Below are 14,910 nucleotides of genomic sequence, written 5' to 3'. Positions count from 1 at the left end.
TCCGCCGCTAACCATGCAAGGAACGCCGCTAAATCCTAATATTTCGCCGCTAACCATGCAAAGAACGCCGCTAAATCCTAATATTTCGCCGCTAAGAGCTTCGGATTCTATCCGTCGATTCAACACCTCTAGCTATCATATCTATTTCAACACAAAAAACCCCCGGCACATTGTCGTGCCAGGGGCTAGAAAGATTATTATTACATTTTTTCCGGTGCAGATACGCCGATTAAGCGTAATGCGTTGGCAATCGTTGTACGTACAGCAGTAATAAGGGCTAAACGAGCTTCTGTTAGCTCTTTATTTGAAGCATCTAACACTTTTTCAGCGTTATAGAAGCTGTGGAAAGTAGCTGCTGTTTCTTGAATGTAGTTGGCGATACGGTGTGGTGTACGGTGCTTCGCAGCATCTGCTACCACTTTCGGGAAGTCGCCCACTTTTTTCAGTAAATCAATTTCTTTTTCTGCAGTTAACAGCGTTAAATGATCTGTTGTTGCAGCAAAGCCTTGCTCATTCGCTGAGCGTAAAATTGAAGAAATACGTGCATGCGCATATTGTGCATAATACACTGGATTTTCATTTGATTGAGATACAGCAAGATCAAGGTCAAAGTCCATGTGAGAATCGCCCGCAGTTTTCACGAAGAAATAACGAACTGCATCTAAGCCAACCTCTTCTACAAGCTCACGCATTGTAACAGCGTTTCCTGTACGTTTAGACATTTTGAACTTCTCACCATTTTTATAAAGTTGAACCATTTGGATGATTTCTACTTCAAGTGTATCACGGTCGTAACCAAGCGCTTGAATAGCAGCTTTCATACGTGGGATATAGCCGTGGTGGTCAGCGCCCCAAATATTAATTAATTTATCGAAGCCACGTACAATTTTATCCTCATGATATGCGATATCTGGAGTTAGATATGTGAAAGAACCATCATTTTTAATTAACACGCGGTCTTTATCGTCGCCAAATGTTGTTGAACGGAACCAAGTAGCACCGTCTTCTTCAAATACATGGCCATTCGCTTTCAGTTTATCTAACGCTACTTCGATTTTACCGTTTTCATATAGTGAAGTTTCTGAATACCACACATTAAAGTTTACACGGAAGTTAGCAAGGTCTGTTTTTAACTTGTCTAATTCTAACGCTAAACCATGTTGACGGAAGAATGCAAAACGTTCTTCATCAGATTTTGCTAAAATTGCATCGCCATGCTCGCTTGTTAGTTTACCAGCGATTTCAATAATATCTTGACCGTGGTAGCCGTCCTCCGGCATCTCAGCATCCATTCCTAAAGCTTGCTTATAACGCGCTTCTAGTGAATACGCTAAATTATTAATTTGGTTACCCGCATCATTAATGTAGTACTCACGAGATACTTCGTAACCTGCCATATCAAGCACGTTACATAATGAATCCCCTACAGAAGCTCCGCGTGCGTGACCCAAATGTAGATCACCTGTTGGATTCGCAGATACGAATTCAATTTGAATTTTTTCTCCTGCACCAGCATTAGAACGACCATAGTCAGCACCTTGCTCAAGTACTGCTGTTACTACACCTGATAAGAAATCTTTACGCACAGTAATATTCATGAAGCCAGGACCAGCAATATCGATTTTCTCGATATCTGTACCTGCTGTGTCAAGATTATCCAAAATAGCTTCTGCAATTGCACGAGGTGGTTTTTTTGCTAATTTCGTTAATTGCATAGCAATATTTGTTGCATAATCTCCGTTTGCTTTATCCTTCGGTGTTTCAAGGTGAATATTTAATTGTGTGCCAGCCTCGACTAAGCCAGCTTTTTCAACTGCCTGCGCAATCGCTGCTTTAATGGCTTGTTGTACTTGTTCTACTGCGTTCATCATTGTACCTCCGTAAATGTAATGTCTAATGTATAATTGCCAACGGATTGCCCACCCATTAGTAAATCGTACTGTACATGGAAATCTCCGCTTACTGCCTGCTTTGTAAATGTCATTTCTTTCGTGTCAATGACGAGTGGCATTGAACCTAATTCACTTTCATAATGACCCATTTGTTGTTCAATTATGTTAAGTGGTAGTCGCATTTTTACTGCTCCATTACGCATAATTAATGCCTGTTCATTGCCTAGCTTCATAGTTGTGCGGATGGTTTTATCCTCCTGCACCTCTTCATATTTCAAATATATGCTTCCTGCTTTTTCAAGTAGCTGCCCTGTCAGCCACATTTCATAACTTTCAGACTCCCCATCAATCGGATGAATCTTAGAAATGAGCTTAATGTTCACCTGCGATCTTGCTTCGTTCGCCATTATGGACGCTCCCTTTTATTGTTTTTACTATAACCTTTTTATTATAGGATGAATCCTCATATTTTTTCAAGGTAGAAGTAAGTATTCTATCCGATGTGGCAGTAATTTGTTCATTATTGGATCATCACCAAAACGTGTGGTTGATTTCCGTTCCGACCGGGCGCTTTGTTGCTGCCGCTTCGCTTTCGCACAGAAAAAACATTTGTTGCTGCCGCTTCGCTTTCGCACAGAAAAAACATTTGTTGCTGCCGCTTCGCTTTCGCACAGAAAAAACATTTGTTGCTGCCGCTTCGCTTTCGCACAGAAAAAACATTTGTTGCTGCCGCTTCGCTTTCGCACAGAGCAAAGCTTCCTGGGGGCGTCCGATGAGCCGCTTTTGGTGTTGCTGTCGCTACGCTTTCGCACAGTCAAAACATTTGCTGCCGCTACGTTAACACTACGCTTTCGCACAGAAAACATCCGCTGCGCTGCAGGGTCTCGGGCCAACACGATGTTGGTCACGAAGGCGTTATCACAGGATATGATGCTTTTAGCCTTCGTTCCTCTATTGCTGATCTCCGGAGAGTCGCCCAGTCTCCACTCCAATCAACTATTTACATAGTAGACGTTTTAACAAAAGTCATCCACAACTTTTGGTGATAAACCTTATTATTTCATGATTGACACAATTTGCCTGTAAGTCTACAGTTATATTAAAGAAATTGAGTATTCTATCATTTTAATGAAATGAGGGTTGTTGTATGTTAACATTTGAACAAATTCATGATGCTAAACGAAGAATCTCATCTTATATATATGAAACGCCTATTATTCGTTTAAATGGGCTCGATCAACTTTTAGGATGTCACGTCTATATAAAAGCCGAGAATTTGCAAAAAACAAACTCCTTTAAGCTTCGAGGGGCTCTCAATAAAATGCTTTCCTTGCCACTAGAACAACTACAAAAAGGCGTAGTTGCTGCATCCTCTGGTAATCATGGTAAAGGTGTCGCCTATGCTGCCAAGCTATTAAATAGTAAGGCGACAATTGTTCTACCGGATTCAGCTCCTAGCGTTAAGGTTGATGGAATACTTGCCTTAGGTGCAGAAGTTTTACAGTGTAAGCTGGCAGAAAGACATGTACTAACAGAAAAACTTAGTCGTGATTATGGCTATTGCAATATACATCCTTATGATGATTACGATATTATGGCAGGACAAGGAACAGCAGGTTTAGAAATAGTAGCACAGCTTCCTGAAGTCGATACTATTGTTGTTCCTATTGGCGGTGGTGGATTAATTAGTGGCGTTGCAACAGCTGTTAAATCCATTGCCCCTCATATCAACGTAATTGGTGTGGAACCTGCTGTTGTTTCGCGTTATTCAAAAAGCTTAGAGGCAGGCGAAAGATTGCTTTTAGCGGAACAAAAATCTTTGGCTGATGCTCTACTAACTTTACAGCCTGGGGAACGGAACTTCCCAATTGTTCAACAGCTTGTCGATGAGATTGTAAGTGTAGATGAAGTAATGATTCAACGTGGGATGAAAACCTTACTCTCTGCGGGTAAAATTATTGCGGAGCCCTCCTCTTCTATCGGCATTGGCGCTGCCCTGCAAGGAATTTTACCTATTCGTAAAAATGAAAAAGTGTGCTTCCTTATTTCTGGAGGAAATGTCAGATTTGAAGCTTTAGACAAAAAAGCATCCACTCAAATTTAACGAGTAGATGCTTTTTTGCTTGTCGAGTCTAAACGTAACTCTCAGGATTTTTTAAATTCATAACAGCCTTTTTAGGAAATAAAGCTTTCCAGAAATAAATTGCGAGACCCATTAACACTAAACAATGAAAGACATAAATCGAAATAGCAAGAACATTCGGCTCACTATCGGTCATAAAAGCAATAAAATCATGCGTAGCGTGCCAGATAATTGGAAATATAATACTTTTTGTCTTTGCTACAATTTCTGCACAAACTAGCCCAAAGAGGCATGCATAAGTAACCTGTAGTAATGTCATTAAAAAATCCTGACCGGAAAGTAAATTTGTAAAATGTCCAATACCAAATAAAATTGAGGAACCTATAATAGCCACTTTAAGCCCTTTTGCTGATAAATATTTGAAAACTAGGCCTCGGAAAATAAGCTCTTCACAAAAACCAACGGCAATAACAAATAGAAGTAAAATAAATACATACTGCGCAGAAAAACCATCTTTATCAGTAATACCATTCAAGAATGTAACCAGCTCAGAAACAATGATAACAACCATCCAAGCCTCTGCTTTAAATCTTCTAAACCCGAAATCTTGGAAAGAGAATTTACTTTTTTTCATGATCCAAAGAGTAACTAGTACACCAACTGCAAAGGCAATAAATTGAATTAAAACTATAGAGCTTAAGCTACTTATATTTTTGACAGCTATAATTACACCAGCTACGAAAGGAAAAACAAGTGCAAGCATAGTAAATAGTATCGATAAAAGAATAGGTGAATTCTTCATTTTCATTTATTCTCTCCATTCAATAATTTTAGTTTAACGCCTTCAAAAACATCTTTTAAAATACCCTCAATTTCCGAGCTGTCTAAATCGCAAGTATTCGTCGCACACATTGTCGCTATACCATGCGTAGTTAACCATATATCGATAAATAGAGATTTAGCAGAGGTTTGGGTTAATCCCGTTAATTTAGAAATTAGCGCTATAATTCCTTGGTTTTCTACGTCATTTATTAAATTTGAAAAGCTCGATATCTCATACTTATTGGATAGGAATAATAGCTCAAAGAACTTTTTTTCCTCGCGAGCAAAATTAATATAAGCTAACCCCATTCCTAAAAAAGAACTTTCTTGCAAGCCCTGAAACATTCTTTCGTTGTATAGATTGCTAGCCCTTTCATATATTGCAGACTTTAAATCGTCCATACTCGAGAATAATCGAAATATAGGCTTTGTCGAACAACCTAACTCTTTTGCTAAATCTCTTGCATTAACACTATCAATCCCACTCTTCCTAGCCATTTCAAAAGCACAATCCATTAAAATTTCTTCCGTAAACCGCTCTTTTGGTGCCAAAAAAATTTGCCTCCTCTCAATAGGTAACATTAGTTACCTATAATGTAACAGTATTTTCCTACAAATGTCAATAAGGTATTCAAAAGAATTCCAAGAATAAAAAAGCTCACTTTGTAAATGAGCTTTCTTTTCCCAAGAAAGTCCGTAAACTCCCAATACTACTGATGTCTGGAATGAAAAAGCAAACAGGGCTAAAAGTGAGCTCATTACGCTTCCCCACTTATAGCCCCTTATAAAATAAATTAAATTATCTAGATATTCCTTATTCCAAATTTAACAAATCCGAAATTATTTCTGCACTACCTGGCGAAAACATAAATATTGAGAATGAAATACATAATAATCCTACAAATACAATACTAATTTTCTTTATTAACAAAGATTGCTTTTTCATAAATATTCCTTTAAATACGAAAAATAGCCCTACAAATAGGATTAAGAAATACCAAACTCCCATTTTAGCTCACCCCTTTTACAAAAAAGACGTTAAAAGTCAAGGGAAGTTCTACCATCTCAAACAGCTTGTGTATAGAAATAAAGTACAAAATTCAAAAAACAGACTTACAATTTAAATTATCCTAAATGACCTAGTTATTGCTTTCTTGTTTAATTTGATCGATTCTATTTTTCCCCCATTCATACATCATCTCAACGATTGGTAATAACGTCATCCCTAGTTCTGTCATAGAATATTCAACTTTCGGAGGGACTTCTGGAAACACTTCTCGATGAACAATTCCATCTTCCATCAGTTCACGTAATTGGTTTGATAATATCTTATGAGATATTTTCGGAAAAAGTCTTTGAAGCTCACTGAAACGATGTGGTCCTTCGACGCCTAAATGCCACAGAATAACGACCTTCCATTTACCACTAATGATTGATAATGTAAGTTCTTTTTCACAATGGTAATCGTTATTTACTATTCTCTCTTTTATCTCTTCTCTTAATTTATCTGACATAGAGCTAACTCCCTTTTCGTATAAGTAACTTTTAGTAACCTCCGCACCAAAAAGTGCACTCTTCACAATGTATAAAACCGTAGTAAAATGAGGATAGTCTTAAAGACAAATCTTAATCTATTTTTTCGTCTAAATAAAATTATCTCAACCGAAGGAGCAAAAAACATGCAAACAATCGCAGGAAAAGTAGCGTTAATTACAGGAGCTGGGCGTGGAATCGGACGTGCTACAGCAGTAGCTTTTGCGCAAGAAGGTATTCACGTAGGTCTTGTTGGACGTACTCTTGAAAATTTACAACAAGTTGCAGAGGAACTTAAGCAGTATGATGTGAAGGTTGCAATCGCTGTGGCAAATGTGGCGGATTTAGACTCTATTACTAAAGCCGTTGAATCTATTCGCGGAGAACTTGGCGCCATCGACATTTTAGTAAACAATGCTGGAATTTCAAAATTCGGTAACTTCATGGACTTAACACCTGAAGAGTGGACAAATATTATCGATGTCAATGTAAAAGGTGTGTACTACACAACACGTACTGTATTACCGGAGATGTTAGAGCGCAACACAGGCGACATCATTAATATCTCATCAACAGCTGGTCAAAAAGGTGCACCGATTACAAGCGCATACTCGGCTTCAAAAGCTGCGGTTATCGGACTAAGTGAATCATTAATGCTTGAAGTGCGTAAGAAAAACATTCGCGTTACAACATTAACGCCAAGTACAGTTGCTACGGATATGGCGGTTGAGCTTAACTTAACAGACGGCAATCCAGAAAAAGTGATGCAAGCAGAAGATTTAGCAGATTTAATGGTTGCTCAGCTAAAACTTCATCCACGTGTTGTATTAAAGCATGCTGGACTTTGGTCAACGAACCCTTAATAGAACTATTCGAAATATCAAGGCGCTATCTTTGGATGGCGTCTTCTTTTTTATAATGAAAAGGATAAGGAAAATGGGGCTAGCTTATCGCTAACCCCGTTCCAACCACTTCATTTCAAATACCCTACTTATTTGATCCAGCCCAAAATCATTTCTCTTAGCAATTTAGAAGCTGTATTTGCTGTCATTTCAGATGAGTCGTAAATTGGTGCTACTTCAACTAGGTCAAAGCCCACTACATTGACGTTACTTGCTGCAATCGCATGGATTGACGCTAGTAATTCTTTTGATGTAATGCCTCCGCAATCTACTGTTCCTGTACCAGGTGCATGTGCGGGATCAAGTACATCTATATCAATTGTTACGTAAACATTACGTCCTGCTAAAGACGGCAATACTTCTTTTAATGGTTCTAGCACTTCAAATTTTGAAATGTGCATGCCATTTTCCTTTGCCCATTCAAACTCTTCCTTCATACCTGAACGAATACCAAATGAATAGACATTTTTTGGTCCGATATGTTCAGCAATTTTGCGAATCGGCGTTGAGTGAGAAAGTGGCTCCCCTTCATATTCTACACGTAAGTCTGTATGTGCATCGAAGTGGATAATTGCTAGGTCATCATATTTGGCAGATACAGCTTTCATAACAGGCCACGATACTAAATGTTCGCCACCCATACCTACAGGAATCTTGCCGTCTGCTAAAAGCTTCTCGATATACTTTTCAATCTCATCTAATGAGCGCTGTGCATTACCGAATGGTAACGGTATATCACCCGCATCAAAATATTTCACTTCATCTAGCTCACGGTCTAAATACGGACTATATTCCTCTAGCCCAATAGATACTTCACGGATACGCTGTGGACCAAAACGTGAGCCTGGACGATAACTAACTGTCCAGTCCATTGGCATACCATAAATGACCGCCTGAGCATCCTCATATATAGGATGACTTTTTATAAAAACGTTTCCTGAATAAGCTTCATCAAATCTCATTACTCGACCTCCACTATATAAAAAATTATTAAATTCATTTTCACCACTAGAGTTGATATCCCGTTCTGGGCGTTTCTGGAGCATCCATTTTCATCACTCCAATCACCTTATTCACATGACATATGTTCTAGCAAAATGTCATTCAAATCCTTCAATGATGAACCTTTTATCACTACTCTATTAAGGACTTACAGGAATGTAATGAAACCTCTATCCTTGTATCCTCGTATACATTATTGGAACGTCTAGCAAAATTCGATTAAAATCTACAATGTGTGTTTTTTTGTCGAACACTAGCATTTCAAACAGTACAAAAAAAGTATAGATGTTTTTGAATAAAGTGCAATAGTTTTTACCAATAATTTCGATTAAATATGAATGTTCAGACACATACTATACGCAAGTGTGAGAAAACGAGGTGAAGTCGGATGCAGAGAAAAAGCTATCAACGTAAACAAAAGCGTGTAAAGCGTACGCGTAAAGTACTTACCCTTTTTATCGCCTTTACATCTGCAATTGTAGTAGCATTTATAGCTTTACGCGTCTATGTTCAAGTGGCTGGTGCCCCACCTTTAACCGTACCTAAAGCCTCTATTTTCTTAGATGAAAATGAGAACCAAATTGGAGATCACTTTACGAATGAACGACGTTATTGGGTTGGGCGTGATGAGATGTCCCCCTATTTAGCAAAAGCAGTAGTCGCTGTTGAGGATAAAGATTATTATAAGCACAGCGGTTTTGATTTTTCTCGTATCGCTGGTGCAGTATTAGTTGATCTTAAGGCTGGAGGTAAGGTTCAAGGAGCAAGTACAATTACGCAACAATATGCTCGAAATCTATATCTTTCACATGAAAAATCATGGACACGAAAATTAAATGAAGCACTGTATGCTTATAGATTAGAAGTTTTTTATGATAAGGATGAAATATTGGAAGGCTACTTAAATACTGTTTACTACGGACATGGTATGTACGGCGTAGAAGCAGCTAGTCGATTTTATTTCGGAAAATCAGCAAAAGATTTAACATTAGCAGAAGCTGCAATGTTAACAGGAATTCCAAAAGGTCCAAGTATTTACTCTCCTATTGTCAATCTAGATAAAGCAACTAATCGCCAACAAGTTATTTTAAAACTGATGGCCGATCAAGGTGCTATTACGCAAGATGAAAAAACACGTGCAGAAAGTGAAAAGCTTGTCTTAAAGAATGATAGTTGGGTTGCAGCAAAATCTGTAGCACCATTTTTCCTTGATGTAGCATGGCAAGAGGCTAGTGAAATTTTGAAATCGAAAAATCTCGACATTAGTGAAGGTGGCTGGACTATCCAAACAACTCTTAATCTAGAACACCAAAAGGCAGCAGAGGGAGCTGTAGCCAAACATATGCCTAACGACGATCTTCAAACTGCTTTTGTTAGTATGAAACCCAAAACAGGCGCCGTTACAGCATTAGTTGGTGGTCGTGACTATGCTACAAGTTCATTTAACCGAGTTACACAGGCAAAACGTCAGCCAGGCTCAACCATTAAACCTATTTTATATGCGGCAGCTTTAGAGAATGGTTATACACCTTTAACCTATTTAAATGTAGGTGAGACAACTTTCACTTATGATCATGGACGTGCCACATATGCACCAAAAAATGTTAATGGCAAATTTGCAAACCATGATATGTCAATGGCCCAGGCTATCGCTATTTCAGATAATATTTACGCTGTGAAAACTTTAGAGGAAATTGGATTTAAAGCATTTCATAATATAGCTGATCGCTTCAACGTGAATATCGGTACTAAGGACAATTTATCCATCGCGCTTGGAACGACTGAAACAACATTATATGAAATGACGAATGCTTATAATATTTTAGCATCGCAAGGTAAAAAAACTACGCCTACTACTATTGTTTCTATTAAAAATGCGAATGGCGATATCATCTATGAAAATAAAGAAGCTGATAAAGAAGATGAGACTGTTCTATCAAAAGAAAATACGTATATCTTAACAGAAATGATGACGGGTATTTTCGATCCAGTCTTTAGTGATTATTCTCCAGCTACAGGGATTGGCATTCGTTCTCGCATGACGCATACGTATGCAGCCAAATCTGGCTCTACAAATAGCGATCAATGGTTAATTGGATTTACACCTAGCTTAACTGCTGGCGTGTGGAACGGCTATGACCAAGGAAAAAACCTAACAGAAAGAGAAGATACTGCATCTACAAAGCAAATTTGGATCGACTTTATGGAGGCTGTCAATAAAGGAACAAAGAACGAAGATTTTGCAAAGCCTAAAGACGTTAAAGGTGCGGTCATCGATATTGAATCAGGTAAATTAGCAACAGATGCCTGCCCAAAACAACGTCTCGTTTATATGGATGCGAAAGATGTACCAACTGAAAAATGTTCAAACTTCGATATTCTCGATACGAATACGTGGGGAAAATTCTGGAATATGCTTCCATTCTCCATCTTTAAAGATTAACATGCGGAACCTTTATCAGAGATAGACGTTTTAATTAACGAAGGCTCTCGACAAAGTACAGACATATACGAAAAAGAAAAGCTTTCTCTTCCCCGGAGCCGTGTCCGTGGGAACAGAAAGCTTTTCTTATTTATGGTTCGCGAAGTAGATGAGCATCATGGGGCATTTGGCTTGGGTTTGGGTTGTTCAAATGCCGCATAGCGCTCATCACATTCGCAGAACCAAGCGTCCTAGCTTACTAAAATGTAAGCTCTTCATCAAGTTTACTTTGTTTCAAATCCACTTTCAACCTTATATCGAAAGCGATTGTAAAATGTCACACATTGTTCAATCATTGTAGGTCTATTAAACAAATAAATCTTGACGCAATTGCTCCTCACTACGTGCCCACAAGTCCGGATTAAGCTCTTCTAGGAAAGAAGCTAACATCTTTTTAGATGGCGCATCCATATGTTCAACAATAATATGACGCTTCATAGATTTATCCATTTTATTCACATGATCAGCTAAAATTTTATAGCCTCGACGTTTTTCGCGATTGACTACCATTTCACACGCAGTAACACCTGCATAGTAAGGTCCATCCGCTTTATGGTCTATTGTCACCCAAACCAACCAATACGGTTTCCCACCTTCTGAATCAGCACGATCTGTCGTAAATTTAATACCTCGTTCCACATCACTGCGAGCATGCATAGCACCAATTTCAACTGATGCCGTCCCCTCTTCTATATCGATAATGACTGGCGATACGTTTTCAAGCGAAAGCGAACCGATACCAAATCCCTTATGTCCATCTGTTGGGTCATTTTTAATAATAGTAAAGCCCATTTTTTGTTTTGCTTTTTCTTCATTTGCCATACTTTAACTACCTCCGTTCTGCTATTATAAAAGTAAAGCATAGTTAAGCGCATTAGCACCGGAATGAACACGACACTGGCATTGCGCATATGCCTAAATACAAGTAAGAAGTTTATACTTTCTTATAAACACTATACAACATTATTCAATAAAGGAGGCAATATTATGCCATACGTAACAGTGAAAATGCTTGAAGGTCGTACAGAAGAACAAAAACGCGCACTAGTAAAAGAAGTAACAGAAGCCGTTTCTCGTACAGTTAATGCGCCACCAGAAAATGTAACAGTCTTCATCGAAGAAATGTCTAAAAACCATTACGGTGTTGCAGGCGTGCGCTTTAGCGATAAATAAAGAGTAAAACGGGTAGAGCATATAAAGCTCTACCCATTTTTAACGTAATGTAGCCTTATAGTGCCTTGCATGTTTGGAAAGCTGTAATAGCTTCGTTTTTCGGTTTTAGCGGCGGAACTTGGCCTTTTAGCGGCGAATTTTTCGATTTTAGCAGCGGAAGTTCACCTTTTACCGGCGATTCTCCGGTTTTTGTGGCTTAACTCGACCTTCAATCGGTAACACGGAATTTCAATACTAGGATGTGATCTATGAAATGAATAAATTTAAATTATCACTACTCATTTGTATGCTCATCGTTGGCCTCTTACTTATTTTTATTAATCCCATTCAAAATGCAATTATTGCTCATTTGAGTAAACAATTAAATACAACTGATTACAGTGTAGACGATATTGAAAAAAACAAAAACGCGGATGCCGATTTTGAATTTGAAGCAGTGCAATCTTTATCCATTGCAGAAGTTTTAAAAGCTCAAACAACCGCAAAAAAAATGCCTGTCATTGGTAGTATCGCTGTTCCTAGTGTTGGTATGAAACTTCCTATCGTCAAAGGAGTTGGTAATGCCTCTCTTGCCGTTGGAGCAGGCACTATGAAGCCTAATCAAAAACTCGGACAAGGAAACTACGCATTAGCAGGTCATTACTTTGAGGAAAAAGATATTTTATTTGGCCCTTTATACAAGGCGAACATCGGAGATACGATTTATTTAACGGATTTAACGAATATTTATGAGTACAAAATAACGATCAAGGAAATTATCGCTGCTACAGATGTTTATGTTATTAATGACATCCCTGATAAAACTGTTTTAACCCTCGTGACATGCGCTGATAGAGGTACGAAACGACTTGCTGTACAAGCAGATTTTGTCGAGCAATATCCATTCGACCAAGCACCTGCAAAACTATCAGAAACTTTTTAGTTTAAGAAAAGCCCCAAGATTTTTTTAAAATTAAAAGTCAAGAGTTAAAGTAATTTGCTTGTTACATCAGTATTCTTTATGAAATGCGCAACATTATAACGAGTTATTTTTAAGCTGAACTAATTTCTGCATTAGTTCAGCTTTTATTTGTGATTAAAATTATATTTAGGAATATTTGTTAAAATTATTTATAGTATAAATGGGTGTAAAATCGTACCTTATTCAACTAACGGAGCAGTTTAGTTGAAGAGTGTTGTTTAACTTGTTGTTCAACAATCGGGCAATATTATTGAATAACATTCTTTTATGAAAGTTCCCAAAAATTTATAACGAAGTCAGATACCATTTCCTGTGTAGAAACAAGGGGAGTCTTGATTTCATCTACAATGTACGAAAGCAGTTCAGTCCAAGAGTGTTTTTCAACAGAATTTTTATTTATCTGCTGCATGAACTTCCGCAATTCACGCATTTTTTGCGGATCCACACTTTCCTACAAATAATTTTCTACATACTGGTTAACAAATGTAGCTTCATACAAACATTCCTCTAAAATCAAAGCGCAAGCTCTCGCTTTGCTACAATCTAATGCATAGGCCAATGTAACGATTACTTCATATACAGGTTAAAGAAATTCGCTCACATTCTCCAGCTTGTGTTCGTCTAATCACTGGTGTGTTTTTTATATTTCCACGGTATAAAGTACTGTCAATTCCAACACCCCGGCGAAAATTTGGTGATAAATTTTTGAGGATATCCTTATTGTTAATTCCGTGTATGCACATTTGTTCTGCTATGCTTTTTACAGGTGTATTTGTTATATGGGCTAATCTATTCAATAATAATACCAGGACTATAAATTGGGAAAAAAAATAAAAATTAAAAATATATGTAAAATAAAAGGGAAATTATCCCTTGCGTCGAATTATTATAGATGTACCATAAAAAATTATATTTGAAGGAGTGTTGTTAAATGAATGGTAAAAAATTTCTAATCAGTTCTGCTCTCTCTCTGTCCTTATTGGTGCCTGTTGTGTCTGCTTCTCCAGCTTTTGCAAGTACAGAAAACACTGTAAGTTCTTCAACTCAATCAGATGCCTCAACTCGAGGGATCATTACTAGGGATATCCCTAAAAAAGAAAATGTTTTTGCAAACTCTTTTACTGAAAACGGCGTTACTTGGTATTTAAAAGGTATCACCTATTCAGGTGGCTGGTACATCGGCCACTATGAAGCTAACGTTTAACATAAAAAAGTAAATTTTGAAATATTTTAAGAGCGATGATAGACGTCGCTCTTTTTTATTATTTAACTTTGCCCCGTTACCTTAATGATAGGGCTTTTTAATTTTGGCTGTTTTCGAAAAGATTGTTGCTATTAACATTGTTGCCTTATTACTATTTTTGTAATAATCACTAGGCAAGAGCGTAGTATAAAAAATGTTATTCCAATATGGGGGCGAAAAAATGGTTACTAACTCAGATAAGAATAAAGGATCAAAGAAGAGATTTGAAGAAATCCTTTCAGAAACTGGTGTGGCTAACGGGAACAGAATAATAGTAGATAATGAAACAGGAGTTCATTATTTATTTAGTTGGGGTGGATATGCAGGGGGAATCACCCCGTTGTTGGATAAGGACGGAAAACCAATAATAGAACCAAATAATGAATAACAGGGCTTTAGTTAAATATTCGATTTAAACATAAAAACAGAGTTGATTCTACACATTTTGTAGATTATTTCTGTTTTTATATTTTAACAGCAACAATCTATACGAAAACAGCCTTAGAGAAAGGCTTTCCTTTGTAATCTAAATGCTTTTTTAGATAAGAGAATACAAATAGTGAGGATTTTTGTGTTTTAGTGCCTTCTTAAACTATCTGCCCCGTTAGCCATCCATGTAGCGCAAAAACCAGCGCTACACCACAGAAAATGAAAGATGATTAAGTTCTTTCATGGGAGTTGAATATTGATTATTTATAGTGCTTGTTCAACTAACGGGTGCTTTCGTATTATAAGGTTAACCAGTTTTTACTGGTTGACCTTTTTTTAATAGAATCTATTATATCAGTAGCCAGGGTAGGACGTACGGGTGCGTGGG

At 37.6% G+C, this 14,910-nt stretch carries 16 protein-coding genes; 8 read left to right on the top strand and 8 right to left on the bottom strand.

The window, feature by feature from the left end:
* Positions 1 to 200: 200 nt before the first annotated feature.
* Both argS and ACIPKN_RS10915 read right to left on the bottom strand, forming a co-directional pair.
* Positions 201 to 1,868: an arginine--tRNA ligase gene (gene argS, locus ACIPKN_RS10920; RefSeq protein ID WP_400936188.1), complete on the bottom strand. Its 1,668-nt coding sequence runs from the start codon at positions 1,866 to 1,868 to the stop codon at positions 201 to 203.
* A complete protein-coding gene (locus tag ACIPKN_RS10915) occupies positions 1,868 to 2,299 on the bottom strand; it encodes a YwiB family protein (RefSeq protein ID WP_400935936.1) in 432 nt (143 codons plus the stop codon). Before ACIPKN_RS10915 ends, argS begins: the two co-directional genes overlap by 1 nt.
* Positions 2,300 to 2,405: 106 nt before the next feature.
* Here ACIPKN_RS10915 and ACIPKN_RS10910 point away from each other — a divergent pair, with 106 nt between their 5' ends.
* Positions 2,406 to 2,900: a hypothetical protein gene (locus tag ACIPKN_RS10910; RefSeq protein WP_400935934.1), complete on the top strand. Its 495-nt coding sequence runs from the start codon at positions 2,406 to 2,408 to the stop codon at positions 2,898 to 2,900.
* Positions 2,901 to 3,039: 139 nt separating this feature from the next.
* A complete protein-coding gene (locus ACIPKN_RS10905; protein ID WP_400935932.1) occupies positions 3,040 to 3,996 on the top strand; it encodes a threonine ammonia-lyase in 957 nt (318 codons plus the stop codon).
* Between the two features lie 28 nt (positions 3,997 to 4,024).
* Here ACIPKN_RS10905 and ACIPKN_RS10900 read toward each other — a convergent pair whose 3' ends face one another.
* The 4 genes from ACIPKN_RS10900 to ACIPKN_RS10885 all read right to left on the bottom strand — a co-directional run bounded on the left by ACIPKN_RS10900 (position 4,025) and on the right by ACIPKN_RS10885 (position 6,311).
* On the bottom strand, positions 4,025 to 4,783 hold the full coding sequence (locus ACIPKN_RS10900) for a CPBP family intramembrane glutamic endopeptidase (protein WP_400935930.1): 759 nt from the start codon (positions 4,781 to 4,783) through the stop codon (positions 4,025 to 4,027).
* On the bottom strand, positions 4,780 to 5,349 hold the full coding sequence (locus ACIPKN_RS10895) for a TetR/AcrR family transcriptional regulator (RefSeq protein ID WP_400935928.1): 570 nt from the start codon (positions 5,347 to 5,349) through the stop codon (positions 4,780 to 4,782). The genes ACIPKN_RS10900 and ACIPKN_RS10895 overlap by 4 nt, the downstream gene beginning before the upstream one ends.
* Positions 5,350 to 5,611: 262 nt before the next feature.
* The gene (locus ACIPKN_RS10890) at positions 5,612 to 5,806 is read right to left on the bottom strand and encodes a hypothetical protein (RefSeq protein ID WP_400935926.1); all 195 of its coding nucleotides are present in this window, start codon (positions 5,804 to 5,806) and stop codon (positions 5,612 to 5,614) included.
* A 130-nt stretch (positions 5,807 to 5,936) separates the two neighbouring features.
* Positions 5,937 to 6,311, bottom strand: coding sequence for a winged helix-turn-helix transcriptional regulator (locus ACIPKN_RS10885; RefSeq protein WP_400935924.1), 375 nt, complete (start codon positions 6,309 to 6,311; stop codon positions 5,937 to 5,939).
* A 165-nt stretch (positions 6,312 to 6,476) separates the two neighbouring features.
* Between ACIPKN_RS10885 and ACIPKN_RS10880 the strand changes: the two genes are divergently transcribed.
* Positions 6,477 to 7,193, top strand: a complete 717-nt coding sequence (locus ACIPKN_RS10880; protein WP_400935922.1) for a 3-ketoacyl-ACP reductase — start codon at positions 6,477 to 6,479, stop codon at positions 7,191 to 7,193.
* 128 nt (positions 7,194 to 7,321) lie between these two features.
* Here the strand turns inward: ACIPKN_RS10880 and speB are convergent, their stop codons facing one another.
* Positions 7,322 to 8,194: an agmatinase gene (gene speB, locus ACIPKN_RS10875; protein WP_400935920.1), complete on the bottom strand. Its 873-nt coding sequence runs from the start codon at positions 8,192 to 8,194 to the stop codon at positions 7,322 to 7,324.
* A 428-nt stretch (positions 8,195 to 8,622) separates the two neighbouring features.
* On the opposite strand from speB, the gene ACIPKN_RS10870 reads away from it, so the two are divergent.
* A complete protein-coding gene (locus tag ACIPKN_RS10870; RefSeq protein ID WP_400935918.1) occupies positions 8,623 to 10,677 on the top strand; it encodes a transglycosylase domain-containing protein in 2,055 nt (684 codons plus the stop codon).
* A 345-nt stretch (positions 10,678 to 11,022) separates the two neighbouring features.
* Here the strand turns inward: ACIPKN_RS10870 and ACIPKN_RS10865 are convergent, their stop codons facing one another.
* Positions 11,023 to 11,538: a YwhD family protein gene (locus ACIPKN_RS10865; RefSeq protein ID WP_400935916.1), complete on the bottom strand. Its 516-nt coding sequence runs from the start codon at positions 11,536 to 11,538 to the stop codon at positions 11,023 to 11,025.
* 165 nt (positions 11,539 to 11,703) lie between these two features.
* Here ACIPKN_RS10865 and ACIPKN_RS10860 point away from each other — a divergent pair, with 165 nt between their 5' ends.
* From ACIPKN_RS10860 to ACIPKN_RS10845, 4 genes are all read left to right on the top strand, one after another.
* Positions 11,704 to 11,889: a 2-hydroxymuconate tautomerase gene (locus ACIPKN_RS10860; protein WP_053484500.1), complete on the top strand. Its 186-nt coding sequence runs from the start codon at positions 11,704 to 11,706 to the stop codon at positions 11,887 to 11,889.
* A gap of 253 nt (positions 11,890 to 12,142) precedes the next feature.
* Positions 12,143 to 12,811: a class A sortase gene (locus ACIPKN_RS10855; protein ID WP_400935914.1), complete on the top strand. Its 669-nt coding sequence runs from the start codon at positions 12,143 to 12,145 to the stop codon at positions 12,809 to 12,811.
* A gap of 970 nt (positions 12,812 to 13,781) precedes the next feature.
* The gene (locus tag ACIPKN_RS10850; protein ID WP_400935912.1) at positions 13,782 to 14,054 is read left to right on the top strand and encodes an LCI fold-containing protein; all 273 of its coding nucleotides are present in this window, start codon (positions 13,782 to 13,784) and stop codon (positions 14,052 to 14,054) included.
* A gap of 220 nt (positions 14,055 to 14,274) precedes the next feature.
* Complete coding sequence (locus ACIPKN_RS10845) at positions 14,275 to 14,481, top strand: DUF6440 family protein (protein ID WP_248717467.1); 207 nt, start codon at positions 14,275 to 14,277, stop codon at positions 14,479 to 14,481.
* Positions 14,482 to 14,910: the final 429 nt, after the last annotated feature.

The organism is Lysinibacillus sp. NPDC086135 (genome assembly GCF_044746345.1).
In the GTDB taxonomy this organism is placed as follows: Bacteria; Bacillota; Bacilli; order Bacillales_A; family Planococcaceae; genus Lysinibacillus.
This window is presented reverse-complemented; position numbering and strand designations above follow the sequence as displayed.

Excerpts from the sequence above, each read along its gene's own strand:
- argS (WP_400936188.1), bottom strand. The coding sequence starts at position 1,868 with ATGAACGCAGTAGAACAAGTACAACAAGCCATTAAAGCAGCGATTGCG.
- ACIPKN_RS10915 (WP_400935936.1), bottom strand. The coding sequence starts at position 2,299 with ATGGCGAACGAAGCAAGATCGCAGGTGAACATTAAGCTCATTTCTAAG.
- ACIPKN_RS10905 (WP_400935932.1), top strand. The coding sequence starts at position 3,040 with ATGTTAACATTTGAACAAATTCATGATGCTAAACGAAGAATCTCATCT.
- ACIPKN_RS10900 (WP_400935930.1), bottom strand. The coding sequence starts at position 4,783 with ATGAAAATGAAGAATTCACCTATTCTTTTATCGATACTATTTACTATG.
- ACIPKN_RS10890 (WP_400935926.1), bottom strand. The coding sequence starts at position 5,806 with ATGGGAGTTTGGTATTTCTTAATCCTATTTGTAGGGCTATTTTTCGTA.
- ACIPKN_RS10885 (WP_400935924.1), bottom strand. The coding sequence starts at position 6,311 with ATGTCAGATAAATTAAGAGAAGAGATAAAAGAGAGAATAGTAAATAAC.
- ACIPKN_RS10880 (WP_400935922.1), top strand. The coding sequence starts at position 6,477 with ATGCAAACAATCGCAGGAAAAGTAGCGTTAATTACAGGAGCTGGGCGT.
- speB (WP_400935920.1), bottom strand. The coding sequence starts at position 8,194 with ATGAGATTTGATGAAGCTTATTCAGGAAACGTTTTTATAAAAAGTCAT.
- ACIPKN_RS10870 (WP_400935918.1), top strand. The coding sequence starts at position 8,623 with ATGCAGAGAAAAAGCTATCAACGTAAACAAAAGCGTGTAAAGCGTACG.
- ACIPKN_RS10865 (WP_400935916.1), bottom strand. The coding sequence starts at position 11,538 with ATGGCAAATGAAGAAAAAGCAAAACAAAAAATGGGCTTTACTATTATT.
- ACIPKN_RS10860 (WP_053484500.1), top strand. The coding sequence starts at position 11,704 with ATGCCATACGTAACAGTGAAAATGCTTGAAGGTCGTACAGAAGAACAA.
- ACIPKN_RS10855 (WP_400935914.1), top strand. The coding sequence starts at position 12,143 with ATGAATAAATTTAAATTATCACTACTCATTTGTATGCTCATCGTTGGC.
- ACIPKN_RS10850 (WP_400935912.1), top strand. The coding sequence starts at position 13,782 with ATGAATGGTAAAAAATTTCTAATCAGTTCTGCTCTCTCTCTGTCCTTA.
- ACIPKN_RS10845 (WP_248717467.1), top strand. The coding sequence starts at position 14,275 with ATGGTTACTAACTCAGATAAGAATAAAGGATCAAAGAAGAGATTTGAA.